This is a genomic window from Pseudomonas sp. VMV1 (genome assembly GCF_056790235.1).
The window spans coordinates 90138-114184 of record NZ_JBXGSE010000007.1 but is presented as its reverse complement, the minus strand read 5'-3'; the positions used below and the strand labels follow the sequence as shown (position 1 = coordinate 114184).

Below are 24047 nucleotides of genomic sequence, written 5' to 3'. Positions count from 1 at the left end.
CGCTATCCTCCGCCCCCCGTCTCGTCTGTAGCCCCCTGGCGCTCAGTCGGCGACGGTCAGGCTAGGTCATCCACCCCCTCGCACCTTCGGCCCACGGCAGCCCGCACGGACCTGCACGCCATGCCGAAGCTTCCCCTGGCCTGACAATAATTACGGAGACAACCATGGCCAATACCGCCTCCCACACGTCCAGCTCCCAAGCCAAGAAGGCCACTGCCAGCGGCTGGATCGGCTCGGCGCTGGAATACTACGATTTCTTCATCTACGCCCAGGCGGCGGCGCTGATCTTCCCGCAGATCTTCTTCCCCTCCACCGATCCCAAGATGGCCATCGTCGCCTCCCTCGCCACCTATGGCGTGGGTTATCTGGCCCGCCCGGTCGGCGCCTTCGTGCTCGGTCACTGGGGTGATACCCGCGGTCGCAAGAACGTCCTGCTGCTGTGCATGTTCCTCATGGGCATCGCCACCATGGCCGTGGGCCTGCTGCCCACCTATCACCAGATCGGCATCCTCGCCCCCATCCTGCTGGTGGTGCTGCGGCTGATCCAGGGCTTCGCCGTGGCCGGGGAGATCTCCGGCGCCAGTTCCATGGTGCTCGAACACGCGCCCTTCGGCCGGCGTGGCTACTATGCGAGCTTTACCCTGCAGGGGGTGCAGGCCGGCCAGGTGATGGCCGCCGCTGTGTTCCTGCCGCTGGCCTACTTCATGCCCGCCGATGCCTTCAACAGCTGGGGCTGGCGGATTCCCTTCCTGCTCAGCGCCTTCGTGCTGCTAGCCGGCTTCATCATCCGCCGCGAAGTCCAGGAGACGCCCGCCTTCGTCAAAGAAGAAGCCAAGACCGAGACCGTGGCCAGACGCTCGCCCATCGGTGAAGCCCTGACCACCAGCTGGAAGGCCATGATCCTGGTCGGCCTGATGGCGCTGATGAACGTGATCCCCGTGGTGGCGACCATCTTTGGCGCAGCCTATGCGGTGCAGCCGGCCTATGGCATCGGCTTCGACAAAAGCGTCTACCTGTGGATACCGGTGGTGGGCAACATCGTCGCCGTGCTGGTGATCCCCCTGGTCGGCAACCTTTCCGATCGCATCGGCCGGCGACCGACCATGATCGGCGGTGCCCTGGGTTCGGGGCTGCTGGCCTTCGGCTACCTCTACGCCATCAGCATCCACAGCATGCCGCTGGCCTTCCTGATGTCGCTGCTGATGTGGGGTGTGGTCTACCAGGGCTACAACGCGGTGTTCCCCAGCTTCTACCCGGAGCAGTTCCAGACCCGCTATCGCGTCTCGGCCATGGCCATCGCCCAGAACATCGGCACCATGCTCACCGCCCTGCTGCCGGCGCTGTTCGCCCTGGTCGCCCCGCCCGGTACCGACAACATCTGGATCGTGGTCGGTGGCCTGGCCTTCGCCGTGACCTGCCTGTCGGCCCTGGCCGCCTACCTGTCGCCGGAAACCTACCGGGTGCCCATGAGCGACCTGGGCAAGCCAGGCGCCCAGCAGATGGACAAGCACGCCTACGACACGGCCCGTCAGGACAGCTTCAAAGCCAGCGCCTGATCCGCTTGGAGCCCTCGCCAGCCGAGGGCTCCAGCCTGCTACCTTGGTAGTCTTGCCCCAAGACATACGTTGTCATATAACTACTCAGCCGCTCGTATCGGCCACTGCTTTCCAATAATTCCAATAAGAAAGGAATCCGTCATGTCGCCTGCCCCTTCCTAGCGCCACCTCGCCTCGTCCCGCTCCCCCGCCCTCGTCAGATGCCGCCCCCTGTGCCGGCAGGGCACCCCTTACCCACAATAACAAGGAACCTCATGAGCACTCGACTCGCTTCCGGCCGGCTCGGCCGTGCCTGCGCCGCCTTCGCCGCCCTGGCCAGCACCACGCCGCTGTGGGCCGCCGACAACGGTTTCATCGAAGGCACCAAGGCCAACCTCAACCTGCGCAATTACTACATCAATCGCAACTTCGTCGATCCGGCCTACACCGCGCAGGACAAGGCCGAGGAATGGACCCAGAGCTTCATCTTCGGCCTGACCTCCGGCTACACCCAGGGGCCGGTGGGCTTCGGCATCGATGCCCTGGGTCTCTACTCGGTCAAGCTCGATGGCGGCGCCGGCACCTATGGCACCGGGTTGCTGCCGACCCACGCCGGCAACGAACCCGCCAAGGACTTCGGGCGCCTGGCGGTGGCGGCCAAGGCCAAGGTTTCCAAGACCGATATCAAGGTCGGCGAATGGTTCGCCGTGCTGCCGATCCTCAGATCCGACGATGGTCGCTCGCTGCCGCAGACCTTCCAGGGTGCCCAGCTCCACTCCACCGAGATCCAGAATCTGGAACTCTGGGGTGGCCAGATGCGCCAGAACAGCCCGCGCAACGATGCCAGCATGGAAGACATGTTCATGCAGGGCCGCGCCAATGCCACGTCCGACCGCTTCAACTACGTCGGTGGCGAATACAAGTTCAACGAGAAGCGCACCCAGATCGGCCTCTGGTACGCCCAACTCGAAGACATCTACAACCAGAAGTTCATCAACCTGGTCCACTACCAGCCGGTGGGCAGCTGGACCCTGGGCGCCAACCTCGGCTACTTCATTGGCGACGACGACGGCTCGGCCCGCGCGGGTGCCCTGGACAACCGCACCGCCTATGCCCTGCTCTCCGCCAAGCAGGGCGGCGGCACCTTCTACGTCGGCCTGCAGCGCGTCAGCGGCGACAGCCCCTGGATGAGGGTCAACGGCACCAGCGGTGGCACCCTGGGCAACGACAGCTACAACTCCAGCTACGACAACGCCCGGGAACGCTCCTGGCAGGTGCGCTACGACCACAACTTCGCCGCCTTCGGCGTGCCGGGCCTGACCCTGATGAACCGCTACATCAGCGGCGACAACGTGCACACCGGCACCATCACCGACGGCAAGGAATGGGGTCGCGAGTCCGAGGTGCAATACGAGGTGCAGAGCGGTCCGCTGAAGAAGCTGCTGATTCGCTGGCGCAACTCCAGCATGAGACGCGACTACAGCGCCAGCGGCTCCTTCGACGAGAACCGCATCATCCTCAACTATCCGATCTCGGTGTTGTAGGGCGCAGTTTCGGCGGCGGCCCGGGTGGCCGCCGCTCGCGCCGACTGGACTCGTTGGTAGCCGTTCCTACAGTCCAGCCGACCGCTGCACCCTTGCCCCGATCCCTCAGGCCTTATACTGTACAAAGATACAGCTTTCGAGGCCTCCACATGACCCAGCCCCAGCGCCCGCCACGGGGTCGCGGCACCGCCAGCAATCCGCACAATCGCTTCGCCGCCACCCGCAGCGAGGCCGAGCATGACGGCTGGTACGAAGAGGCCACCCCGCTGACCTTCACCACCAGCGTCCGCCAGGAAACGGCGAAGACCGTGATCAGCCGCAACCAGTCCCCGGATGTCGGCTTCGATCGCTCGGTGAATCCCTATCGTGGCTGCGAGCACGGCTGCATCTACTGCTTCGCCCGCCCCTCCCACGCCTACTGGGATCTCTCGCCAGGCATCGACTTCGAGACCCAGCTGATCGCCAAGACCAACCTGGCCGAGCGCCTGGAGGCGGAGCTGAGCAAGCCGGGCTACCAGCCGCAACCCATCGCCCTGGGCATCAACACCGACGGCTACCAGCCCATCGAGCGCGAGTACCAGCTGACCCGCCAGGCGCTGGAGATCCTGCTGCGCTATCGCCATCCGGTGACGATCATCACCAAGAGCGCGCTGATCCTGCGTGATCTGGATCTCTTCGTGCAGCTCGCCGAGCGAAATCTGGTCTGCGTCGCCTTCAGCCTCACCACGCTGGACGATGACCTCAAGCGCGTCCTCGAACCCCGCACCGCGGCGCCCCAGGCTCGCTTGCGCGCCATGCGTACCCTGCACGAGCACGGGGTGCCGGTGAGTGCCCTGCTGGCGCCGATGATTCCCATGATCAACGACCATGAACTGGAGGCCCTGCTGGAAGCGGCCCGCGACCACGGTGCCCGCTCGGCCGGCTATGCGTTGTTGCGGCTGCCACTGGAAATCGCCGACCTGTTCGAGGAGTGGCTGCAGACGCACTTCCCCGAACGCGCCGCCCATGTGATGAGCCTGATCCGGCAGTCGCGTGGCGGGAAGAACTACGACAGTCGCTTCGGCATCCGCATGAAGGGCGAAGGCCAGTTCGCCGAGCTCCTGGCCCAGCGCTTTCGCCTGGCCCGCCGCCGCTTCGGCCTGGAACGCTGCGAGGGCGAAGGCCTGGATTGCAGCCAGTTCGCCCCGCCGGGGGAGCAGCTGGGGTTGTTCTAGGACAGATGCCGCACGGGCTGCTCCCTCACCCCAGCCCTCTCCCAGAGGGAGAGGGGGAAAAGCGGCGTCCCCGTAGGTTGGGTTGAGCACAGCGAAGCCCAACAATCCTGCTTCTCACCCAGCCCCCTCCCAGCGGGAGAGGGGAAAAGCGGCGCGCCCATAGGTTGGGTTGAGCGCAGCGAAGCCCAACACCCCTACCTCCTCACCCCAGCCCTCTCCCAAAGGGAGGGGAAAAGCGGCGCACCCGTAGGTTGGGTTGAGCACAGCGAAGTCCAACGATCCGCCCCCTCACCCCAGCCCTCTCCCAGCGGGAGAGGGGAAAAAGCGGCGCACCCGTAGGTTGGGTTGAGCGCAGCGAAGCCCAACGATCCGCCCCCTCACCCCAACCCTCCCTCAGCGGGAGAGGGGAAAAGCGGCGCACCCGTAGGTTGGGTTGAGCACAGCGAAGCCCAACGGGCCGCCACGCCCCCCAGACCGTCCCACACAGCTGCTAGGCTAACGGCTGTTCCTACTTCTGGAGTCGCCATGACCGCCCCTACCTCGCTCACGCCGGCCCAGGCCGTTGCCGCCGGCATCGACTTCGCCGAACTCAAGGTCGACGCCAGTGGCCTCTACTGGAGCCAGTACGACCCTACCGATGGCGCCACCCGGCTGTGGCTGCGCGCATCCGGCGCTGCACCGCAGTGCCTCACGCCGGCGGGGTTCAGCCTGCGCAGCAAGGTCTACGAATACGGTGGCGGCGCCCTCTGCCTGGCCGACCAGGGACCGCTGTTCGTCAATGAAGCCGATCAGGCGATCTATCGCCAACCGCGGGACGGCAGCGCCCCCGAACGCCTGGCGGGCGGCGAACGCTGGCGCTACGGCGACCTGCACTGGGATGGCGTCCGGCAGCGGGTGCTGGCGGTCGAGGAAGACCGCAGCGAACAGCCGCCGCGGCATCGCCTGGTCGCCCTGAGCTCGGGCGGCGAGCGCCAGGTGCTGGCCGAGGGCGCGGATTTCTATGCGGCGCCGCGTACCAGCGCCGACGGCCGTCGCCTGGCCTGGATCGAGTGGGACAGGCCGCACCAGCCCTGGACGCGGACTCGTCTGCTGGCCGCGGTACTGGACGCTCAAGGACGCCCTGGCGCACCTACGGTCGTCTCGGCTGATCCCGACGAATCGCTGCAACAGCCGCTCTTCGATAGCGAGCACCGGCTCTGGGCACTGAGCGATCGTCAGGGTTGGTGGCAACCCTGGTGCGAGACCCCGGAAGGCTTCGCCCCCCAGGAGGCACCGGCGGCGGATCATGCCGCGGCGCCCTGGCAATTGGGCGGGTCCAGCTGGCTGCCGACGGCGCAAGGCTGGCTGGCGACCTGGCAGGACGCCGGCTTCGGCCTCCTCGGCGAGCGGCGGGCGAATGGCGAGATCCGGCGTCTGGCTGAGGATTTCAGCCGTTTCCGCGGCCTGGCCCTGGACGAGGATCACTGCTACTGCATCGCCGCTGCGCCGACCCGGCCGTCGGCCGTGCTGGCCATCGACCGCCAGAGCGGTGCGGTGGAGATCGTCACCGGTGGCGTGGCGCCCCTGGCGGAGGCCACCATCGTCACGCCGCAGCCGCTGAGCTACCCCAGCGGCGATGGCCAGGCCCAGGGCTTTCTCTATCTACCCGACGTCCAGGCCGAGGGCCCACCCCCGCTGCTGGTCAGCATCCATGGTGGTCCGACGTCCTGCACCTATCCGGTGTTCGATGCCCGCATTCAGTTCTGGGTCCGCCAGGGCTTCGCCGTGGCCGATCTCAACTATCGCGGCAGCAGCGGCCATGGCCGGGCCTATCGCCAGGCGCTGCACCTGCGCTGGGGCGAGGTGGACGTCGAGGATGCCTGCGCGGTGGTCGAGCACCTCGGCGCCCAGGGGCTGGTGGATCCGCACCGCGCCTTTATCCGCGGTGGCAGCGCCGGTGGCTACACGGTGCTCTGCGCCCTGGCCTTCCGCGACGTCTTCCGCGCCGGCGCCAGCCTCTATGGCGTCAGCGATCCCCTGGCGCTGGCCAAGGCCACCCACAAGTTCGAGGCGGACTACCTGGACTGGCTGATCGGCGATCCCGAGGCCGACCGCGCGCGCTACGAGGCGCGTACCCCGCTGCTGCACGCGGATGGCATCCAAGCGCCGGTGATCTTCCTGCAGGGCCTCAAGGACGCCGTGGTGGTCCCGGCCCAGACCGACGCCATGGCCGCGGCCCTGGAGGCGCGCGGCATACCGGTGGTGGTCAGGCGCTATCCCGATGAAGGCCATGGCTTTCGCCGAGCGGCCAACCAGGCCGATGCCTTGGAACAGGAGGCCGCCTTCTATCGCCGTTGGCTGTGATCGAGGCGCGCTCAGAAAGTCGGTCCGGGCCGACGCTGAGCGCACCCGGGCCGTATAGAATGGCGCTTTAGCCGTCGAGTTCTTGCATGCCCTTCGTTCGCCGCAGTATCGAAAGCGTCGTATCCACCTGGCTGGCCGGCCTGCTCTTGCTCCTGCCGCTGGTCCTGACCCTGGCGCTGATCGGCTGGATCGTCAGCTTCCTCAACGGGCTGATCGGACCCAACACCACCCTGGGCAGGCTGTTCGTGGCGGTCGGCCACCCCTTCGTCGGCAACTCCATGGCCGCCTATGGCCTCGGTACCCTGCTGCTGCTGGTGCTGCTCTATCCACTGGGACTGGCGGTCAAGCTGGGGCTGCGCCGGCCGCTGGGCTGGTTCGCCGACGTGACCTTCCGCCGCATTCCGGTAGTGGGCAAGCTCTATGGCCTGGCCGAGCGGTTCGTCGAGTTGCTCGACCGCAAGGAAGGCGGGGCGGATATCCGCGCCATGAGTCCGGTGTGGTGCTTCTTCGGGGGCCAGGGCGTGGCGGTGCTTGCATTGCTGCCCAACCCGGCGGTGATCGACATCGATGGCCGCCACTATCACGCCGTGCTGGTGCCCTCGGCGCCGGTGCCGGTGGGCGGCGGGCTGCTCTATGTGCCGGTGGATTGGGTGAAGCCGGCGGACATGGGCATCGACATGTTCACCAGCATCTATGTCTCCATGGGCATCACCCTGCCACCGGTGGTCAAGGATCGCCAGGTGGAGTTCATTCCCCTGGAAGAGGCGGTGCGCCGCCAGCAGGGGCAGGAAGACGGGACGACCGAGGAGCCGCCCCGCTCGTCCTAGTTCTGCACGGCCTGGACCGAGCCTCCGTCGACGCGCAGATTGCTGCCATTGATGAAGGAGGCACGCTCCGACACCAGCAGGGCGATGGCCGCGGCCACCTCTTCCACCTTGCCGCGACGCTTCTGCACGATGCCGGGCCGCTCTTCGTCGAGAAAGCTTTCGATGGCTTCCTCGACCGACACGCCCAGTTCCTTGGCCCGCTTTTCCATCATGCCGTCGGTCATGCCGGTCTCGATGAAGGCCGGCGAGACGGTATTGCACAGCACGCCATGGGCCGCCTCCTGGTAGGACAGATTCTTGATGAAGGCGGCCAGGGCGGCCTTGGCCACGTTGTAGACGGCTTCTTCCCAGTAGGGCTGGACGGCGTTTTCCGAGGTGATGCAGACGAAGCGACCCCAGCCCCGCGTGCGCATGCGCGGAATGGCGGCGCGGCCGACACGCACGGCGGAAAAGAAGTCGGTGGCCCAGGCTTCCTGGTAGTCGGCGTCGCTCAGCTCCAGGGGATCGCCCTTGGCACCGGTAACACCCGCGGTGTGGACCACGATGTCGATCTGGCCGAAACGGGCCTCACCCTGCTCCACCAGCTTGTCCACCGCAGCCTGGTCGGTCATGTCGGCGGCGATCAGCAGCGGCTCGCCCGGCAGGCGCTTGGCCGCTTCCTCCAGCTTGCCCTGCTCCAGGTCGGACAGCACCAGCTTGACGCCTTCTTCGGCCAACAGCGTCGCCGTGGCCAGACCTATGCCACCACTGGCACCCGTGATGAGGGCGACGCGCCCCTTGATTCCCAGATCCATACCGACCTCGCTCATTGATTGCGTACAGTGCCGTCATCCGGCGTCTCTGATTCCGACTCGCCACAGGGCACCGTTGCGCTTACCGTTCGGCGGAAAGCGCAACGGCTGCCCCGCCTGCCGGTCCAGATAGGCAAGACCCTTGGGAAGACCACGATGCAAGCACCCCGCCTGCCCCTGACCCTGTTTCACGATGGCGCCTGCCCGCTCTGCGCTCGCGAGATCGCCTGGCTGCGCCGCCATGCCGATCCGAGTCGCCTGCACCTGGTCGACCTGGCCGCGCCGGACTACCAGACCCAGGCACCCGCCGATGCCCCGCCGCGCCAGGCCATGCTCGATCTGCTCCACGCCCGGGATGCCGACGGCCGCTGGTTCAAGGGCCTGGACGCCACCTACTGGAGCTGGCGCACCGCCGGACTGGGCCGCTGGGCCCGGCCGCTGGGCTGGCGGCCGCTGCGGCCCGTTCTGGAACTGGGCTATCGACTCTTCCTGAAGCTGCGCCCGGGCCTGACCTGGCTGCCGCATCCGGAGGGCAGCCGGCGTTGCCAGGATGACGTCTGTACCCTGGACGAGCCGCGCGAGCCGCCGCGCAAGGGCTAGCGCCGCTGCTCTCCCGCCACCGCCAGAGTCATGAAGAGGCGCTAGTTGACCCTGCTGGCATCCGGCCAGGGTTCGCCTGCTCGCGCGTCTCGGCTAAACTGCGCGGCTGCTCGCGTTACGGATCCTGACATGTCTGCTGCTCTACCCGCCCGCGCCCTGGGCCTCGACTTCGGTACCTCCAACTCCACCGCCGGCTGGCTCAGGCCTTCGGGCGAGGTCCTGCTGGCCCTCGAAGAGGGCAAGGCCACCCTGCCCTCGGTGATCTTCTTCAACGCCGAGGAACGTCGCCCGGCCTATGGCCGCCAGGCGCTGCACGAATACCTGGAAGGCTACGAGGGCCGCCTGCTGCGCTCGCTCAAGAGCCTGCTCGGCTCCAACCTGCTCAAGGGCGAGACCAGCATCCTCGGCAGCGCCCTGCCCTTCACCGAGGTGCTCGGCCTGTTCCTCGGCACCCTCAAGCAGCGTGCCGAACAGCAGGCCGATCGCCCCTTCGACGCCGTGGTGCTGGGCCGTCCGGTGCATTTCGTCGATGACGATCCGGTCGCTGACCAGGAGGCCGAGGACACCCTGGCCACCGTGGCGCGCCAGGTAGGCTTCAGCGACATCTCCTTCCAGTTCGAACCCCTTGCCGCCGCCTTCGACTACGAGCGCAGCATCGAGCGTGAAGAGCTGGTGCTGATCGTCGACATCGGCGGCGGTACCTCGGACTTCTCCCTGGTGCGCCTGGCGCCGGAGCGCCGCAACCTGGCCGACCGCGCCGGCGACATCCTCGCCACGGGCGGCGTGCATGTCGGCGGTACCGACTTCGACCGCCAGCTGAGCCTGGAAGGGGTGATGCCGCTGCTGGGCTACGGCAGCGCCATGAAGAGTGGCGCCACCATGCCCACCAGCCACTACATCAACCTGGCGACCTGGCACACCATCAATGCCGTCTACGCCAAGAAGAGCGTGCTGGGCTTGCGCGACATGAGATACGACGCCCAGGACACCCGCTGCATGGACCGCCTGTTCAAGCTCATCGAGCAGCGCGCCGGCCATTGGCTGGCGATTCAGGTGGAAGACGCCAAGATCGCCCTGACCGACGACTGGCGCCGTACCCTGCGCCTGGATCGCATCGAGACCGGCCTGGCGGCGGACTTGGAGCGCCCGCTGTTCGACGCCGCCATCGCCCTGCAACTGGAGCGCCTGAGCCGCGGCGTGGACGACCTGCTGGCCCGTGCCGAGCTCGATCCGGCACGGGTCGACAGCCTGTTCTTCACTGGCGGCTCCAGCGGCATCCCGGCCCTGCGCCAGGCCCTGGCCAGGCGCTTCCCGGGCGCCCGCCTGGTGGATGGCGACCGCTTCGGCAACATCGGCAACGGCCTGGCCATCGAGGCGTTCAAGCGCTACGGCTAGCGCTTTTGCGGCGACAGGTTCCTGGCGAGCGGATACCGTCTGGGGTCAACCTCTCAGACGGCGACTCGCCCGGGGACAATCAGGCGCCGAAGGCGCCGTCGATAGTGTGCATGGCACCGGTGACGAAGCCGGCTTCCGGTCCAGCCAGCCAGGCCACCATGCCGGCCACTTCCTCGGCGCTGCCGTGGCGCTTGATCGCCATGAAGCTGTGCATCAGCTCCTTCATGGGGCCATCGGCAGGATTCATCTCGGTATCGATAGGGCCCGGCTGCACCACGTTGACGGTGATGCCGCGCGGTCCGAAATCCCGCGCCAGGCCGCGGGCCAGCCCCTGCAGGGCGGATTTGCTCACAGCATAGGCGGCCAGGCCGGGGACCGGCATGCGATCGCCGTTCACCGAGCCGATGACGATGATCCGCCCGCCCGCGGGCATCTGCCGCGCGGCTTCCACCGCCGCGTGATAGGGCGCCTGCACGTTGATGCTGAACAGGCGATCGACGGCGTCCGGGTCCTGCTCCAGGGCATCGCCAAAGAGCGCCACGCCGGAATTCACCACCAACACATCCAGGGGGCCGCTGTCGCGGACCCGGGCGATCACGGCATCACGATTGGCACTGTCGGTCGCCTCGGCGATGCTGCCCGTTTCCGCGGCCAGCGCCTGGGCGGCGTCCTTCGAGCTGGAATAGGTGAAGATCACTCGGGCACCCTCGGCGGCGAAGCGTCGCACGATGGCCGCGCCTATGCCGCGACTGCCGCCCAGCACCAGCACCTTCTTGCCTGCGAAATTCGTCATGAGCCTGCCTCCTGATTAATGTAGTGAATGCTACAATAAACGTCCCCCGCCCTCTGTCAAAGCATTTTGTAATGAGCACTACAATTAAATCCACCGCTCGCGGCCGGCCGCGTCGCTTCGATCCGGACGAGGCGGTCGCCAAGGCGCAGCGGCTGTTCCATGAAAGAGGCTATGACGGTGTGAGCGTCGCTGATCTGACCCAGGCACTCGGGATCAATCCACCCAGCTTCTATGCGGCCTTCGGCAGCAAGGGCGAGTTGTATCTCAAGGTGCTGGAGCGCTATGTCTCGAACGGCGCCCTGCGGCTGCAACAGATCCTGGAAGCCGACCAGCCGTTGGTCGTCGCCCTGACCCAGGTCCTGGAAGAGGCGGCGCGCGGCTATGCGGCCGATCCGCAGGCCGCCGGCTGCCTGGTGCTGGAGGGAGCCCACTGCAACGATCCCCAGGCACGCGCGGCGGCGAATGGCTACCACCAGGCCGCGCAGGAGCTCATCCGCGCCAGCATTGCCGCACGCCAGCCGCGGCAGGCGCAGGAGCTGGCCGATTTCGTCGCTACCACCATGGCCGGACTCTCCGCCAGTGCACGGCACGGCCAGAGCCTGGAGCGCCTGCTGGCCAGCGCGCGCCTGGCTGGTGTTGCCCTGGCTCAAACGCTTCCCGCCTAGAGCTGAACCGCTGCCGGGCGCCTGGGCATCGCAGCCGTTGCCTGACTGAGTTCCAGGTCAAGGCGACAGGCATGCCCAGGATGGACGGGGACGGCAGCTCGGCTAGGCTGCGACCATTGGCCCAGCCAGGTTATGCCCTGCCCTGGCTGACCGCGAGGCGCCGCTGGAGTAAGGTGGCGGCCTTCATTGCATCTTCGAGAGAGTCTCATGTCGCTGGAAATCGTCGACCATCCCGCCCTGGAAGTGACCGGCCTGCTGTTTGAGCCTGGACAGGGCGAAGACATCGCCGCCCTCTGGCGGCGCTTCGCCGACCGTGCCGGGGAAATCACCGGACGTGAAGGCGAGGCCGAATGGTATGGCCTGAGCTGGCGTCAGGCCGGCGCCATGCATTACCTGGCCGCCGTGGCCACGGCGCCAGGTACGCCGCTGCCCGCCGGCATGGTGCGTCAGGAGATACCGGAAGGCCGCTATGCCCGCTATGTGCACCTGGGCACCGCGCCCAGCGTGGCCAAGAGCCTGGGCCGGCTGTTCGCCGAGCTGCTCCCCGCCCGCGGCCTGCAACCGCGTCCGGGCGCCTGCTTCGAGCACTACACCGAGGCCTTCACGGGCGTGGATGCCCAGGACTCGCAGATCTACATCTACGTCCCGGTGTTCTAGCAAGGCTGCCTTCGGGCGGAGCGCCGCATGCCGGACAGGACGTTCGTCAGCTGCGGCTTGCCTCCCGGCCTGAGCCTTTCCAAGCTGGGGATATCGCCCGCAACTCCAGGTGCCCGATGTCCCTGCCCGAGCTTCAGTCCTTTATCGCCCGGCACGAGCGGATCTTGCTGCTCACCGGTGCCGGTTGCAGCACCGATTCCGGCATTCCCGACTACCGCGACCGCGACGGCGCCTGGAAGCGCCCGCAACCGGTCACCCTGCAGGCCTTCGTCGGCGACGAACTGCTGCGCCGCCGCTACTGGGCGCGCAGCCTGATCGGCTGGCCGCGCTTCTGCCAGGCGCGGCCCAACGCCACCCACCAGGCCCTGGCGGCCCTGGAGCGGCGTGGCCAGGTGGAGATGCTGCTGACCCAGAACGTCGATCGGCTGCACCAGGCCGCCGGCAGCGAGGCGGTGATCGACCTGCACGGCCGCCTCGACCAGATCCGTTGCCTGGGTTGCGAGATGCGCCTGCCGCGCCAGGAATTCCAGCAATGGCTGGGCGAACTCAATGGCGACTGGCTGCAGCTGGACGCGGCTACCGCGCCGGATGGCGATGCCGATCTGGAAGGCGTGGACTTCATGAGTTTCCAGGTGCCCGATTGCCCGCGCTGCGGTGCTCTGCTCAAACCGGACGTGGTGTTCTTTGGCGAACACGTGCCCGGCGCGCGGGTGGAGCGCGCCTTCGCCCACCTGGGCCGCGCCGATGCGCTGCTGGTGGTGGGCTCGTCACTGATGGTCTATTCGGGCTTTCGCTTCGCCCAGGCCGCGGCCCGCGCCGGGCTGCCCATCGCCGCCCTGGGCTATGGCCGGACCCGGGCGGACGAGTTGCTGACCCTCAAGGTGGAAGACTCCTGCGCCAAGGCCCTGGCCTTCTTGCTGGAGCATCCCGGCGCGCCATCGACCTCGCTCAAGCCGGCACTTCGCGACGCTGCGGGGCTCGTCCCAGGTGCATCAGCGGACGTTCGATCCAGCAGTAGCTGAGCATCGACAGCAGGCAGGCGAGTACCAGCACCGGCGGCAGCAGCGCCATGAAGCCGATCGTGCCCAGGGTCTCGACCGAACCCAGGTCGAGCAGGGTGAAGAGCCCATAGAGCAGCAGGCCGTGGGTGAGATAGAGGCTGTAGCTAATCTCGCCGAGGACCTTGAGGCCACGACTGCGCAAGAGGCCGAAGAGGTCGTTGCCGGCGGCCATGGCGGCGAAGGGCAAGGCCAGCGCCAGCATTTGCTTGAGGCTGTAGTCCGGCTGCAGCATGGCGTAGCCGACCAGCGCCAGCACTAGCACCGCCACCAGGGGCGTGCGCAGCCGCGCCAGCAGCGCCGGCCGATGGACCTTGACGAACACCGGCAGGAACCCCAGCAGGAACAGCAGCCCGAAGCGGGCGCCCAGCACGTGATAGTGATAGCCGGCGGCGACCAGGCCGCCCACCATCAGCACCGAGACCAGCAGCGGCAGCCCGAAGCCGCGACGATTGAACAGCGCGGCGATGATCGGCAGAGCCAGATAGAACAGCGCCTCGTAGCGCAGCGTCCAGTGGGCGCCGGCGGTCATCCAGCCGCTCTCCTCCAGGCCGTTGAGACTGAAGCCGGAAAACAACTCCCAGCTGAGCAGTTCGAGCATGAAGTGCTGGCCGTCGGCGATGACGAAGTGGGTGCGGATCAGGGTGAAGAGCACCACCACGGCCACCACGCAGAGATACAGCGGCATGACCCGCAGCACCCGCGAACGGAACAGCTCGCCCCAATTCGGCGTGCGCCGGTAGACCTTCCCGAAGAACAGGTAGCCGGTGATCATGAAGAACAGCGAGACCGGTACCACGCCCATGTTGTAGAGCAGGTCGCTGTCGGGTTCGCGCCACTGGCCCTCGGCCTTGAGGTGATAGGTCAGCACGAAATGCAGGCAGACCACGGCAGTGGCGAGGATGCCGCGCAGGGCATCCAGCGGTGAGGAACGCGCCAGGGTCTCCTGGGTAAGCAGCGGGCTGCGGCGCAGGGCGAAGGCCAGCAGCACCAGGGTACCCAGGTAGAGGGCGATGGGTAGAGCGACGTCAGTCATATCCGTGACCTTTGTTGGCGGAGCCAGAAGAGGCCTGCCCCCTGAGCGGACGGGCGCTCGCCGGGACAGGCACGCAGGAACAGCGACAGCCGGGCACGCTACCGCGCGGTACGCGACCGTGGGCAGGAAGACCGGAAGAAGGAAAGGAACCGTGCGAGCGGAAAGATCCGCCCGCCTCAGGAAAGCCTGAGAACGCCCATCAGACAAGTCTTGTTACAGGCGTTCCCTGGACAATGCCGTTTCGTTGCAGCGGATCAGCAGCCCTGGCACGCGGCCTGACGGTCGCGCGCCGTTCGTCGGATCCTTTGCTCAGGGCACCAGTGCTCGCGCCACCACCGGGTAGTGATCCCATACCTGGCCATCCGCCATGGAGCGCAGCAGCTTCACGTATTCGGCGTGGGACCAGGGCAGGGGGGTGGCGGAATCGGTGCCCTGCCCCATCTGGTAGCCATGACGCCGGTTGTCGCCCACACCATCCCAGACCTGCTCGGGCAGCATCAGGCCGGCGTTGGCGAACAGCTCCAGGCCGCGGACGTAGGTGTCACGCAGCTTGCCCAGCGCCGCCGGGTCCGGCTTACCCTGCAGGGCCAGGCGCGCCAGCTCGTAATGGCCGCGCTCGCCGGTGAAGATCGGCCAGACCCGGCCACGCAGCCCCGAGTTGGGCACCGGCTGCTCGGTGGCGGGGAAATTGATGCCGGAGCTTTCGCTCTCGCCATAGCCATCGTTGCCGTAGCGCCGCCAGCCGGGGAAGGTGCCAGTGACGCCGGGATACTGGAAGCTGTACTTGACCCGCAGATTCTCCGGCAGGCCTTCGTCGTCCAGCACCGCCAGGCTTTTCTGTACCAGGGGATCGCTGGCCGGTCGCACGCCGTAGCGCACCAGTTCGAGGAAGCCGGCGTCCAGCACCTGGTCCTCCGGCAGGCCCGGACGACTGTTGTTGTCCACCAGCTTGCCCTTGTCGTTGGGATCGTCGTTCTGGGTGATGCGCAGGTAGTAGTTACCGGCGCCCAGGCTGCCCTGGGTGGTGGCCATGGTCTTTTCCACCTGGCCGGAATAGCGCCGGGCGGTCTCGCGGTAACGGCTGGCATTGGCCTCGTCGCCGGCATGGCGCGCCAGCTCGCTGGCGGTGGCGAGACCGGCGATCACCGCCGCGGTGGTGGATGGCGAATAGCCCCACTGCTCTTCCCAGCGTTCCTGCTGGGTCTGCGGCGGCTTGACCTGCCAGGTGTTCCAGCCCAGGTTGACCTGGCTGTCACGGGCGAGGAAATCCGCCGCGGGCCTGAGCATGTCGCGGTACCAGCGGTCGATTTCGGCGTCGCCGAGCAGGCCACCCTGCCAGAGGCGATAGCCGAGCATGATGGGCATGGCGGTCTGGTCGAGTTGCACGCCGACCCACTCGATGGTGCCGTCGACGTGGGTCTTCTGCAGGAACCAGCCGGTGGCGCCCGGTGCCCGTACCTCGTCGCCCCGTTTCTGCTGATGGATGAAGGCGGAGCTGTCGGCCGGCTTGTGCGCGGTATTGGCATCCACCTGCACCTGCTTGAGGTAACTGAAGGCGACCTTGGGCGTCTGCCGGTCACCCAGCGCCAGCAGGGCCATGGCGCACTGGTAGAAGTCCCGTGGCCAGACCGCCTTGTAGCCGGTGGTGCCCTTGCCCGCCGGCACCGTTTCACCCCAGGGATTGGACAGCGAAGCGATCAGGGCGCCGGCGTGGGTCTTGTCCTCCTGGGCCTTGAGCACCAGGGCGCTGGCATTGAGCAGCTTGCCGCCGTCGCCGGCCTGGGCCTGCAGGCGCGGCAGCTGGTCGAGGCCGGCCAGGTAGTCCTGCCAGCCGATGGCGTCGCCCTCACCGTTGTAGTGGGCCAGCACCTTTTGATAACCGCGGGCCAGGGTGGCATCGGCCGCCGCCTCGGCCTGGCGCGGATTGGCGCCGAAGCCCACCACCACGTCCAGGGTGGTCTCGGCGCCCTTGAGCGGCAGCTTGGCCAGCATGGCGACGTTGCCGGCCTGGTCGCCGGTGCTGCTGTAGATCTGGGTCAGCTTGCCGTTGCGGCGCAGGTCGTCGAGGCCATCGGAGCTGCCGACGAAACCTACGGTAGGCGTCTGCAGCGGCTGGCTGGCCTTCACCACCAGGGCGTGCTCGCCTTCGCTGGCGTAGAGCACCCCACCCTTCACCGCGGCGCGGTCGTGGCTGCCGCTGTTGGCCAGCGCCGGATCGACATAGAGATAGGGCTGGATGCGTGGGTCCTGGCTGCGAAAAATGACACGCATGACCAGGGTATCCTGGTTCGGGTCGGTGAAGACGTGCTTCTCGATCTCGTAGCGCCCCTGGCGGTCGCGGTTGACGATCTTGTAGGCCAGCGAGGTGGGCCGGCCGGCGGCATCGGTGGCCAGGTATTCGATGCAGCTATCGGTGTCGTCGCGCTCCAGGTGGGTGAAGTCGGGCCCGCGGATCACCAGCTGCATTTCGCGCAGCTGCGCCTCATGGATGAGGCCTTGCATGGTCTCGGTGACCACGCCCTGGGCCAGGGAGAACCACACCCGCGAGACGCGGCCGGTGCTGGCCTGGTCGCTGTAGGCGCCGTCGCGATAGGCCTCGTAGCTGGTACCGATGCCGGTCTTGCCGGAATAGGACCAAAAGGGTGCGGCGCCGGGGGCACCTGGGGCTTCCAGGGCAGACGCCAGGGGGGTCAGCAGAAAACTGGCGGAACAGAGCAGCGGACGGACGAAGCGGACGGGCATGGGCAGGCGGGCCTTGTTCTGGTTGTGCCGAAAGTCGCATGGCAGAGGGCCTGACGGCCCTCCCCGTTCGTAAGCCTAGCCAATATTTCCAGAAGCGCTGCTCAGCCTTCGTCCCGCGCCGGTGGCCGGGCCGGCGGCAGGTACCCGGCCAGGGGCGAATCCGGCGCCAGCAGCGAGGTGCGGATGAAATGCAGGTAGCTGGCGATACGGCGCAGCGGTGAGCGATCGAAGTCGCCCGGATTGGGCTCCAGGTGGCGCTGGGCCTGGTGCGCCAGGGTGATGGCGTGGTCCACAGCGGCCAGGGCGCGGGCCAGGTTGGCGGCGTCGGGCTTGCGGAACAATCGCACCAAGGCCCGTCCCAGGGCGCGAATGGCCAGGCGCCAGGCACGTTCTTGGCGATACCAGGGCAAGGGTGGCAGCGCGGCCTGCTCCAGGCGCAACTCGATGATGGCGTGGCCCAGCTCCAGACTCAGGAAGGTCCAGCGCAGCAGCCGGCGCTGCACCTCCGGCTGGCCGACGGTAAGCACCTGCACCTGGTTGAGCAGATCGCGCAGGCCGGAATCGAAGCGGCCACTCAGACCGACCAGGGGCGCCCCGATGGCGTGGATCAGCCGCTCGCGCAGGGCATCTTCCAGCCGGCGCCAGACCCACGGTTGGCTGGGCGGCAGGAGCACGCTGACGGCCACCACCGCCACCGCGCAGGCCACCCCGTAGGCCAGGTAGGTGTTGCAGAAGACATCGGCGTCGTAGCGCGGCAGATTGCCCGGCAGGGCCGCCGAACAGAACCAGACCATCAGCCCGGTGCCATAGCCCGCCAGCCGCGGTCGAGTGATCAGCCAGGCGCCAGCGGCGAACACTGGCATCAGGACCAGCAGCAACAGGGCGAAGCCGTCGATCCAGGGCAAGACCTGGAATTGCAGCAGCCCACCGGCCAGGGCGCCGACCAGGGTCCCGCCGGCCAGTTGCAGGCAATAGCGGCGCGGATCGGCCGAGGTGGAGGCCAGCGCCGAGATCAGCGCCACTGCCAGGGTGCAGGCCGCGCCGCTCGGCCAGGCGGTCTCGATCCAGAACAGCCCCACGCCCAGTACCACCAGGGCGCTGCGCAGCCCGGCCATCCAGGCCACCGCGCGACTGGCCAGGGGCGTGAAGGTCTCCCGGGGTGTGGGTGTCGTACTTGCCGGCGCCTCAAGTGCCAGCTGGGCACCAAGCAGCAGGTGCAGATCTTCGGCGAAGCGATAGAGCAGTTCGGCGGCGGTGTCGTAGTCGAGCCGGTCGGCCTGGGTGGCGGGCGCGGTCCGGATCAGCTGCTGGCGGCCACTGCGGATCGCGGCCATCAGCGTCTCGCGCTCCGTGGCCAGGCGTTCACTGAGGCGGCGCAGGTCACGCTCTTCCGGCAGGCGACCCAGGGCCGGCGCCAGGGCGGCGGCGATCAGCCCCAGGGCGGGCGCAAGCGCCTGGCGTACGGCCGGGGGCCGATCACTCAGGCGATCGAGCAGTTGGTAGAGCGCGTGGAAGCGGGTGTTGAGCAGCATGAGGCGATTGCCCAGGGCGGCCAAGCGTCCGCTGCGTCGGCGCAGATAGGGCTCCTCGAAGACACTGGCGCTGCGCAGGCTTTCGAAGCCCACGGAATCGGCAGCGAAACGCGCACTGAGCCCGGCGAAGCGTTCGCCGTCGAGCTGGCCCAGCAGACCGTCATGGGCCATGGCCAGGAAATCGCGCAGGCGCTGGGCCAGGGTCCGGCGCAGGACGCCACGGGTGGTCTGCGGCAGGATCGCCACGCTCACCACCCCGGCGCAGCAGATGCCCAGGGCAATCTCCAACAGACGCCACACCGCCTGCAGAAAGGCGCCCTGGGGCTGGGCCACCGCCGGCAGCCCCACCAGGCAGGCGGTGTAACCGGCCAGCAGGAAGCCATAGCTGCGAAAGTCGCGATAGCGCGCCGCGCCCCGGGTGCAGTAGCCGATCCATAACACCAGGGCGCTGAGCAAGAGCACCCGCTCCTGGGCGAACAGGGCGATGGCAGCGACGGTGAAGGTGAGCCCGGCGAGACTGCCCAGGATCCGGTAGAAACTCTTGGCCAGCACCTGGCCGCTCTGCGGCTGCAGGACGATGAACACGGTGACCAGCACGGTGCTCGGTTGCGGCAGTTCCAGGCGATAGGCCAGCCACAGGGCCAGGGTGGCAGCCAAGAGCGCCTTGGCGATGAAGGCCCAAGTCTGGCCATCGGTACGGGCCCATTCGCGACCGGCGCGGCGCCAGGCGTTCAGGCTGGGCCAGCGTCTAGGAGGGGAAGCAGTGGGATGCCGCGCGAAGAGCGGCGAAGCGAAGGGCATGGTGGGCAACGACGGGAGCGACCGAAGGGGAGGAGGCGCAGCGCCTCGGCGGCCATTCTAGAAAGCCCGCCCCACGGCGATTAAGTCGGGTGTGACGGCAAAGAGCGTTAACCAACGGGCGGGTAATGGCCCACAATGCCCCTTTCCACCGCCCTGCCCCGTCCATGGATCATCTCTTCAATCTGCGCGCCTTCGCCTGCGTGGCCCAGACCGGCAGTTTCACCGCCGCCGCACGCCAGCTGGAACTCACTACCGCCTATGTCTCCCGGGCGGTCAGCCAGCTGGAGCAGCACCTGCAGACCCGGCTGCTGCACCGCACCACCCGCCAGTTGCGCCTGACCGACGCCGGCGAACGTTATCTGGCGCGCTGCCAGCGGATCCTCGCCGACCTCGACGAAGCCGATGCCGAGGCCCGTCACGCCCTGGCCGTGCCGCGTGGCCGGCTGCGCATCCACACCATGACCGGCCTCGGCCAGCACTATCTGATCCAGAGCCTGGCCGGCTATGCCGAGCGCTATCCCGAGGTGGATCTGGACCTGCAGCTGACCAACACCTTCACCGACATCCTCAAGGAAGGCTACGACCTGTCGCTGATCCTGGCCGCTGGTCTGCCGGATTCGGCCTTCCATTCGGCGCATCTGGGCAGTACCCATAGCGTGCTCTGCGCGGCGCCTGCCTATCTGGACCGCCATGGGCACCCGACCACGCCCGCCGACCTTACCGGGCATCGCTGCCTGCGCCTGGTCAATCGGGCTATGGCGCCGGATCGCTGGCTGCTGGAGGGGCCTGAAGGGATAGCCGAGGTGGCGGTGGATCGGCCGCCCTTCCAGGTCAACACCGCCGATGCCCTGGCCGAAGCCGTGGCCAGCGGCCTGGGTATCGGCGCCCTGCCGCTGTACGCCGCGGTCGCCGGCCTGGCCAGTGGCCGCCTGCAACGCATACTGCCCGGGCACCGGCTCTATGCCCTGGACATCCATGCGCTCTATCCGTCGCGGCGCTTTCTCGACGCCAAGATCCGCACCCTGGTGGACCACCTGCGCGAGACCCTGCCCGCCTTGCTGGAGCGCGATCGACTGCTGGTGGAAGGGGCCTGACGCTTAAGGCCGCTGCTCGGGCAGCATCCGCTCCAGGGTGCCGTCACGGCGGATCGCCACATGCCAGACCACCGCCGCCACGTGCAGCATCACCAACCCGTAGACAGCGAACTGGCCAGCCACATGGATGCGATTGGCGAGGATGCCGAGGGCTTCGTGGCGAGGAAAGCCGGGCAGGGAAAACAGTCCGAACACCGGTACCGGCTGTCCCTGCCCGGCCATCAGGTAGCCGGTCACCGGCATCATCAGCAGCACGGCGTAGAGCAGGCCGTGATTGAGCCCGGCGAGCAGCTGCAGCAGGCGACCGTCACGGGGGTTGGCCGGCGGCGCCGCATGCCGCCAGCGCCAGGTCAGGCGGATCAGGATCAGCAGGAACACCGAGATCCCGGTGGATTCGTGCAGCAGATACCAGAGGGTGCGCACCGGCCCGGGCGGAAAATTTTCCGCCACCCAGACGAAGGGTAGCAGCAGGCACAGCAGCGCGACAGTCAGCCAGTGCAGCGCCTGGGCGAATCCGGTATAGCGGGCGACGGTCATGGGCGGCTCTCTCCAGCAGAGGTATCCCGATAGTGCCCTAAGCGCAGCGACAATGCCGCCACGCCGGGGGACCGCCGGTCAGCGCCTTAGAGATGGATCAGCGCGGCCAGCGCCAACACCAGCGCCGGGATCATCACCACGGCGCCCAGCCTGAGGAATTGCCAGAAGCTCACCGACAGCCCCTCGCGGCGCAGCGCGGCCAGCCACAACAGGGTCGCCAGGGAACCGGTGATGGACAGGTTGGGGCCGAGATCGATGCCGATCAGCACGGCGCCGGCGATCTTCTCCGAGACCTGGGCGGTCTGCACCGCCGCCCCGGCCAGCAGGCCGGCTGGCAGGTTGTTGACCAGGTTGCTGCCAAAGGCCACCAGCAGGCCGGCGCCCCAGGCAGCCCGTTCCGGCGTCGCCTGGGCGGCCGCCTGTAGCTGATTGGCCAGCGCCTGCAATACCCCGGTGGTCTCCAGGGCCTCCACCAGCACGAACAGCCCGGCCACCAGTGGCAGCACGCTCCAGGAGATGTGCTTGAGCAGCTCCAGGCCGCCACCGCGCTTGCAGGCCACCACTACCAGGAAGGTGGCGAAGCCGGCGAGAAAGGTTGGCAGACCCAGCTCCAGATCCAGTGCCGAGGCGCCGAGCAGGACCAGGATGGTCAGGATCAGACCACAGCCGGCGATGCGTCCGGTGGCGGGCAGGGCTTCCACAGCGCCCCCCTCGGACAGGCGCTCGGCGCGCAGGACCTTGGCCTGGGTCGCCCAGAGGGTCAGGAAGGTCGCCACGATGGCCAGGATCGACGGCAGGGTGAACAGCGCCAGCCAGCGGCCCAGCTCCGGCATATGTTCGGCGAACACCACCAGGTTGGCCGGGTTGGAGATCGGCAGCACGAAGCTCGCCGCGTTGGCGATGAAGGCGCAGGAGAACAGATAGGGCAGCGGATTCTTCACCTTCGCCGCGCGGGTGGCGTAGTAGACCGCCGGCGTTAGCACCACGGCGCAGGCGTCGTTGGAAAGGAACACCGTGACCAGGATGCCGACGCCATAGACCAGCGCGAACAGCCGCAACGCCGAACCCTTGGCCGCGCGCACCGCATGGCCGGCGACCCAGTCGAACAGCCCTTCCTTCCGGGCGATCTCGGCCAGCAGCATCATGCCGATGAGGAACAGATAGACGTCAGTGCCCTTGGCGATACCGTGCCAGACGCCATCCAGTGGCAACAGACCGAAGACGGCCAGTAACGCCGCGCCGGCGACGGCGAACAGCGCCTCCGGCAAGCCGAAGGGCCGGGAGACCACCCCAAGGGTGGCTAACCCGGCAATGATCCAGGTCAGCAGGTGAGGAGAGAGCGCGAGTGACCCCATGAACGCCTAGTGCCTTCTGTCGAGCGGGAAAGCGGCAGACATTAGCCTAGTCCGGCCGATTGCGGAGGCCCCATGGAGCCGGATTGGGCATCGGAAGCCCCGCGGTGATCCCGGGTTTCCGGCATCAGCAGCAGATAGAGCACAAAGCCCACGCCCGCGATGGCGGCCAGGGTGGTGAAGGCCGCCGCATAGCCGAAGCGGACGATGATGATCCCGGCGATGGTGGCGCTGATCGCGGCGCCCAGGCCCTGGGCGGTGGCGATGGCCCCCTGGCTGACGTTGAAGCGGCCGCTGCCCCGGGTCAGGTCGGCGACGATGACCGGCATCAGGGCGCCATAGATGCCGGCGCCGACACCGTCGAGCAACTGCACCGCCACCAGGTAGTAGGGGCTGTCGGAGAAGGTATAGAGCACCCCGCGGAGCGCCAGCACGGCAAAGGCGAACAGGAAGATCGGCTTGCGCCCGAAGACGTCGGCCTTGCGCCCTACCAGGATGGCCACCGGCACCATCACGCACTGGGCGGCGACGATACAGACGGCGACCAGCGAGGTGGCGCTGTCCTTGCCGACGATGTGGGTCAGCTGCTGACCGACCGAGGTCAGCATGGCGGCATTGGCCAGATGGAAGATGGCGGCCAGCAGCGCCAGCAGTTGCAGCTTGCGATTGGCCAGCAGCGCCTGCCAGGCCGATACCGGCTTGGCGTCGCGGGCACCCTCTGCGTCGCTCAGGCCCTGGGCCAGGTCATCGTCGATCTCGTCCTGGGGAACGCGGACGATGGCGACGATGGAGGCCGCCGCCAGCAAGGCCATCAGCCAGAACACCACGGTGGGACCGAAGAAATAGGCCAGGCCACCCGCCAGGGCTGCCGAGACGGCATTGCCGGCGTGGTTGAAGCCTTCGTTACGGCCGATGTGCCTGGTGAAGGCCTTGGGCCCGACGATACCCAGGGTGATGGCCGCCAGCGCCGGGGCGAAAAGGGCTGCCGCGGCATGGGCCAGGGACTGGGTGGCAGCCACCACATAGAAGTTGGAGACGAAGGGCAGCATCACGCTGGAGACGGTCACCACCAGGGCGGCGATGCCGACCATCAGGCGCTTGTGCCGGGTACGGTCGATCAGGGCGCCGGCCGGAGTCTGGGCGATCAGCCCGGCGATACCGGCCAGGGTCATGATGAGACCCGCGGTGGCCTCGTTCCAGCCCTCGCCCGGGCCGCGCACGGCGATCAGGTAGATGGCCAGATAGGGGCCCAGGCCGTCGCGGACGTCGGCCAGGGTGAAGTTGAGGGCATCCAGGGCATGGCGCGCGCGGCGTGAGGGTTCGGCGCTGCCCGCGGTGGCCGGGGCACGGGTTTCGGACATGAGCGGGCATCCGTAGCGAGATGAAGAGTCGCAGGACAACACGCCCCACGGCACCTCTCGCCCTAGCCCGCCAGAGGCCGTCGGTATGATTCGACGGCTCCCAGCCAACCACCGCTGCCAGGGGAGATTACAAAATGTGACCGGAGCGAAGCGGAGCTAGTGCCGTACCG

Annotated in this window: 19 protein-coding genes; 11 read left to right on the top strand and 8 right to left on the bottom strand. The window is 67.7% G+C overall.

Features of this window, described 5'->3' with window-relative positions; genetic code table 11:
• The first annotated feature begins 164 nt into the window (after nt 1–164).
• The 5 genes from ACUCV0_RS19615 to ACUCV0_RS19595 all read left to right on the top strand — a co-directional run bounded on the left by ACUCV0_RS19615 (nt 165) and on the right by ACUCV0_RS19595 (nt 7463).
• Complete coding sequence (locus tag ACUCV0_RS19615; protein WP_059316239.1) at nt 165–1556, top strand: MFS transporter; 1392 nt, start codon at nt 165–167, stop codon at nt 1554–1556.
• A 254-nt stretch (nt 1557–1810) separates the two neighbouring features.
• A complete protein-coding gene (locus ACUCV0_RS19610; RefSeq protein WP_482213439.1) occupies nt 1811–3079 on the top strand; it encodes an OprD family porin in 1269 nt (422 codons plus the stop codon).
• A gap of 149 nt (nt 3080–3228) precedes the next feature.
• The gene (locus ACUCV0_RS19605) at nt 3229–4293 is read left to right on the top strand and encodes a PA0069 family radical SAM protein (protein WP_482213438.1); all 1065 of its coding nucleotides are present in this window, start codon (nt 3229–3231) and stop codon (nt 4291–4293) included.
• 525 nt (nt 4294–4818) lie between these two features.
• The gene (locus ACUCV0_RS19600) at nt 4819–6636 is read left to right on the top strand and encodes a S9 family peptidase (RefSeq protein WP_482213437.1); all 1818 of its coding nucleotides are present in this window, start codon (nt 4819–4821) and stop codon (nt 6634–6636) included.
• 86 nt (nt 6637–6722) lie between these two features.
• A complete protein-coding gene (locus ACUCV0_RS19595; protein WP_482213436.1) occupies nt 6723–7463 on the top strand; it encodes a DUF502 domain-containing protein in 741 nt (246 codons plus the stop codon).
• On the opposite strand, the gene ACUCV0_RS19590 is transcribed toward ACUCV0_RS19595, so the two are convergent.
• On the bottom strand, nt 7460–8257 hold the full coding sequence (locus ACUCV0_RS19590; protein WP_059316948.1) for an SDR family NAD(P)-dependent oxidoreductase: 798 nt from the start codon (nt 8255–8257) through the stop codon (nt 7460–7462). The two genes, ACUCV0_RS19595 and ACUCV0_RS19590, sit on opposite strands and share 4 nt — an antisense overlap.
• Nucleotides 8258–8410: 153 nt before the next feature.
• On the opposite strand from ACUCV0_RS19590, the gene ACUCV0_RS19585 reads away from it, so the two are divergent.
• Both ACUCV0_RS19585 and ACUCV0_RS19580 read left to right on the top strand, forming a co-directional pair.
• Entirely contained in the window at nt 8411–8854 is a 444-nt protein-coding gene (locus ACUCV0_RS19585; RefSeq protein ID WP_059316244.1) for a thiol-disulfide oxidoreductase DCC family protein, read from the top strand.
• Between the two features lie 129 nt (nt 8855–8983).
• On the top strand, nt 8984–10249 hold the full coding sequence (locus ACUCV0_RS19580) for an Hsp70 family protein (protein WP_271653080.1): 1266 nt from the start codon (nt 8984–8986) through the stop codon (nt 10247–10249).
• Between the two features lie 79 nt (nt 10250–10328).
• Here the strand turns inward: ACUCV0_RS19580 and bdcA are convergent, their stop codons facing one another.
• Nucleotides 10329–11042 (bottom strand): SDR family oxidoreductase, encoded by a 714-nt coding sequence (gene bdcA, locus ACUCV0_RS19575; protein WP_482213435.1) that lies wholly within the window; start codon nt 11040–11042, stop codon nt 10329–10331.
• Between the two features lie 71 nt (nt 11043–11113).
• On the opposite strand from bdcA, the gene ACUCV0_RS19570 reads away from it, so the two are divergent.
• From ACUCV0_RS19570 to ACUCV0_RS19560, 3 genes are all read left to right on the top strand, one after another.
• Entirely contained in the window at nt 11114–11707 is a 594-nt protein-coding gene (locus ACUCV0_RS19570; RefSeq protein WP_482213434.1) for a TetR/AcrR family transcriptional regulator, read from the top strand.
• Nucleotides 11708–11914: 207 nt separating this feature from the next.
• Nucleotides 11915–12364: a GyrI-like domain-containing protein gene (locus tag ACUCV0_RS19565; protein WP_313647803.1), complete on the top strand. Its 450-nt coding sequence runs from the start codon at nt 11915–11917 to the stop codon at nt 12362–12364.
• Nucleotides 12365–12480: 116 nt separating this feature from the next.
• Complete coding sequence (locus ACUCV0_RS19560; RefSeq protein ID WP_482213433.1) at nt 12481–13386, top strand: NAD-dependent protein deacetylase; 906 nt, start codon at nt 12481–12483, stop codon at nt 13384–13386.
• Here ACUCV0_RS19560 and ACUCV0_RS19555 read toward each other — a convergent pair.
• The 3 genes from ACUCV0_RS19555 to ACUCV0_RS19545 all read right to left on the bottom strand — a co-directional run bounded on the left by ACUCV0_RS19555 (nt 13313) and on the right by ACUCV0_RS19545 (nt 19533).
• On the bottom strand, nt 13313–14458 hold the full coding sequence (locus ACUCV0_RS19555) for an acyltransferase family protein (protein ID WP_434775054.1): 1146 nt from the start codon (nt 14456–14458) through the stop codon (nt 13313–13315). The two genes, ACUCV0_RS19560 and ACUCV0_RS19555, sit on opposite strands and share 74 nt — an antisense overlap.
• A gap of 309 nt (nt 14459–14767) precedes the next feature.
• Nucleotides 14768–17200, bottom strand: coding sequence for a glucan 1,4-alpha-glucosidase (locus ACUCV0_RS19550; RefSeq protein ID WP_482213432.1), 2433 nt, complete (start codon nt 17198–17200; stop codon nt 14768–14770).
• A gap of 101 nt (nt 17201–17301) precedes the next feature.
• A complete protein-coding gene (locus ACUCV0_RS19545) occupies nt 17302–19533 on the bottom strand; it encodes an FUSC family protein (RefSeq protein ID WP_482213431.1) in 2232 nt (743 codons plus the stop codon).
• Between the two features lie 164 nt (nt 19534–19697).
• On the opposite strand from ACUCV0_RS19545, the gene ACUCV0_RS19540 reads away from it, so the two are divergent.
• Entirely contained in the window at nt 19698–20627 is a 930-nt protein-coding gene (locus ACUCV0_RS19540) for a LysR family transcriptional regulator (RefSeq protein ID WP_482213509.1), read from the top strand.
• A 3-nt stretch (nt 20628–20630) separates the two neighbouring features.
• On the opposite strand, the gene ACUCV0_RS19535 is transcribed toward ACUCV0_RS19540, so the two are convergent.
• The 3 genes from ACUCV0_RS19535 to ACUCV0_RS19525 all read right to left on the bottom strand — a co-directional run bounded on the left by ACUCV0_RS19535 (nt 20631) and on the right by ACUCV0_RS19525 (nt 23877).
• Nucleotides 20631–21164: a cytochrome b gene (locus ACUCV0_RS19535; protein WP_482213430.1), complete on the bottom strand. Its 534-nt coding sequence runs from the start codon at nt 21162–21164 to the stop codon at nt 20631–20633.
• An 86-nt stretch (nt 21165–21250) separates the two neighbouring features.
• Nucleotides 21251–22519, bottom strand: a complete 1269-nt coding sequence (locus tag ACUCV0_RS19530; RefSeq protein ID WP_323148541.1) for an arsenic transporter — start codon at nt 22517–22519, stop codon at nt 21251–21253.
• A gap of 41 nt (nt 22520–22560) precedes the next feature.
• On the bottom strand, nt 22561–23877 hold the full coding sequence (locus ACUCV0_RS19525) for an MFS transporter (RefSeq protein WP_482213429.1): 1317 nt from the start codon (nt 23875–23877) through the stop codon (nt 22561–22563).
• Nucleotides 23878–24047: the final 170 nt, after the last annotated feature.

Excerpts from the sequence above, each read along its gene's own strand:
- ACUCV0_RS19615 (WP_059316239.1), top strand. The coding sequence starts at position 165 with ATGGCCAATACCGCCTCCCACACGTCCAGCTCCCAAGCCAAGAAGGCC.
- ACUCV0_RS19610 (WP_482213439.1), top strand. The coding sequence starts at position 1,811 with ATGAGCACTCGACTCGCTTCCGGCCGGCTCGGCCGTGCCTGCGCCGCC.
- ACUCV0_RS19605 (WP_482213438.1), top strand. The coding sequence starts at position 3,229 with ATGACCCAGCCCCAGCGCCCGCCACGGGGTCGCGGCACCGCCAGCAAT.
- ACUCV0_RS19600 (WP_482213437.1), top strand. The coding sequence starts at position 4,819 with ATGACCGCCCCTACCTCGCTCACGCCGGCCCAGGCCGTTGCCGCCGGC.
- ACUCV0_RS19595 (WP_482213436.1), top strand. The coding sequence starts at position 6,723 with ATGCCCTTCGTTCGCCGCAGTATCGAAAGCGTCGTATCCACCTGGCTG.
- ACUCV0_RS19590 (WP_059316948.1), bottom strand. The coding sequence starts at position 8,257 with ATGGATCTGGGAATCAAGGGGCGCGTCGCCCTCATCACGGGTGCCAGT.
- ACUCV0_RS19585 (WP_059316244.1), top strand. The coding sequence starts at position 8,411 with ATGCAAGCACCCCGCCTGCCCCTGACCCTGTTTCACGATGGCGCCTGC.
- ACUCV0_RS19580 (WP_271653080.1), top strand. The coding sequence starts at position 8,984 with ATGTCTGCTGCTCTACCCGCCCGCGCCCTGGGCCTCGACTTCGGTACC.
- bdcA (WP_482213435.1), bottom strand. The coding sequence starts at position 11,042 with ATGACGAATTTCGCAGGCAAGAAGGTGCTGGTGCTGGGCGGCAGTCGC.
- ACUCV0_RS19570 (WP_482213434.1), top strand. The coding sequence starts at position 11,114 with ATGAGCACTACAATTAAATCCACCGCTCGCGGCCGGCCGCGTCGCTTC.
- ACUCV0_RS19565 (WP_313647803.1), top strand. The coding sequence starts at position 11,915 with ATGTCGCTGGAAATCGTCGACCATCCCGCCCTGGAAGTGACCGGCCTG.
- ACUCV0_RS19560 (WP_482213433.1), top strand. The coding sequence starts at position 12,481 with ATGTCCCTGCCCGAGCTTCAGTCCTTTATCGCCCGGCACGAGCGGATC.
- ACUCV0_RS19555 (WP_434775054.1), bottom strand. The coding sequence starts at position 14,458 with ATGACTGACGTCGCTCTACCCATCGCCCTCTACCTGGGTACCCTGGTG.
- ACUCV0_RS19550 (WP_482213432.1), bottom strand. The coding sequence starts at position 17,200 with ATGCCCGTCCGCTTCGTCCGTCCGCTGCTCTGTTCCGCCAGTTTTCTG.
- ACUCV0_RS19545 (WP_482213431.1), bottom strand. The coding sequence starts at position 19,533 with ATGCCCTTCGCTTCGCCGCTCTTCGCGCGGCATCCCACTGCTTCCCCT.
- ACUCV0_RS19540 (WP_482213509.1), top strand. The coding sequence starts at position 19,698 with ATGGATCATCTCTTCAATCTGCGCGCCTTCGCCTGCGTGGCCCAGACC.
- ACUCV0_RS19535 (WP_482213430.1), bottom strand. The coding sequence starts at position 21,164 with ATGACCGTCGCCCGCTATACCGGATTCGCCCAGGCGCTGCACTGGCTG.
- ACUCV0_RS19530 (WP_323148541.1), bottom strand. The coding sequence starts at position 22,519 with ATGGGGTCACTCGCGCTCTCTCCTCACCTGCTGACCTGGATCATTGCC.
- ACUCV0_RS19525 (WP_482213429.1), bottom strand. The coding sequence starts at position 23,877 with ATGTCCGAAACCCGTGCCCCGGCCACCGCGGGCAGCGCCGAACCCTCA.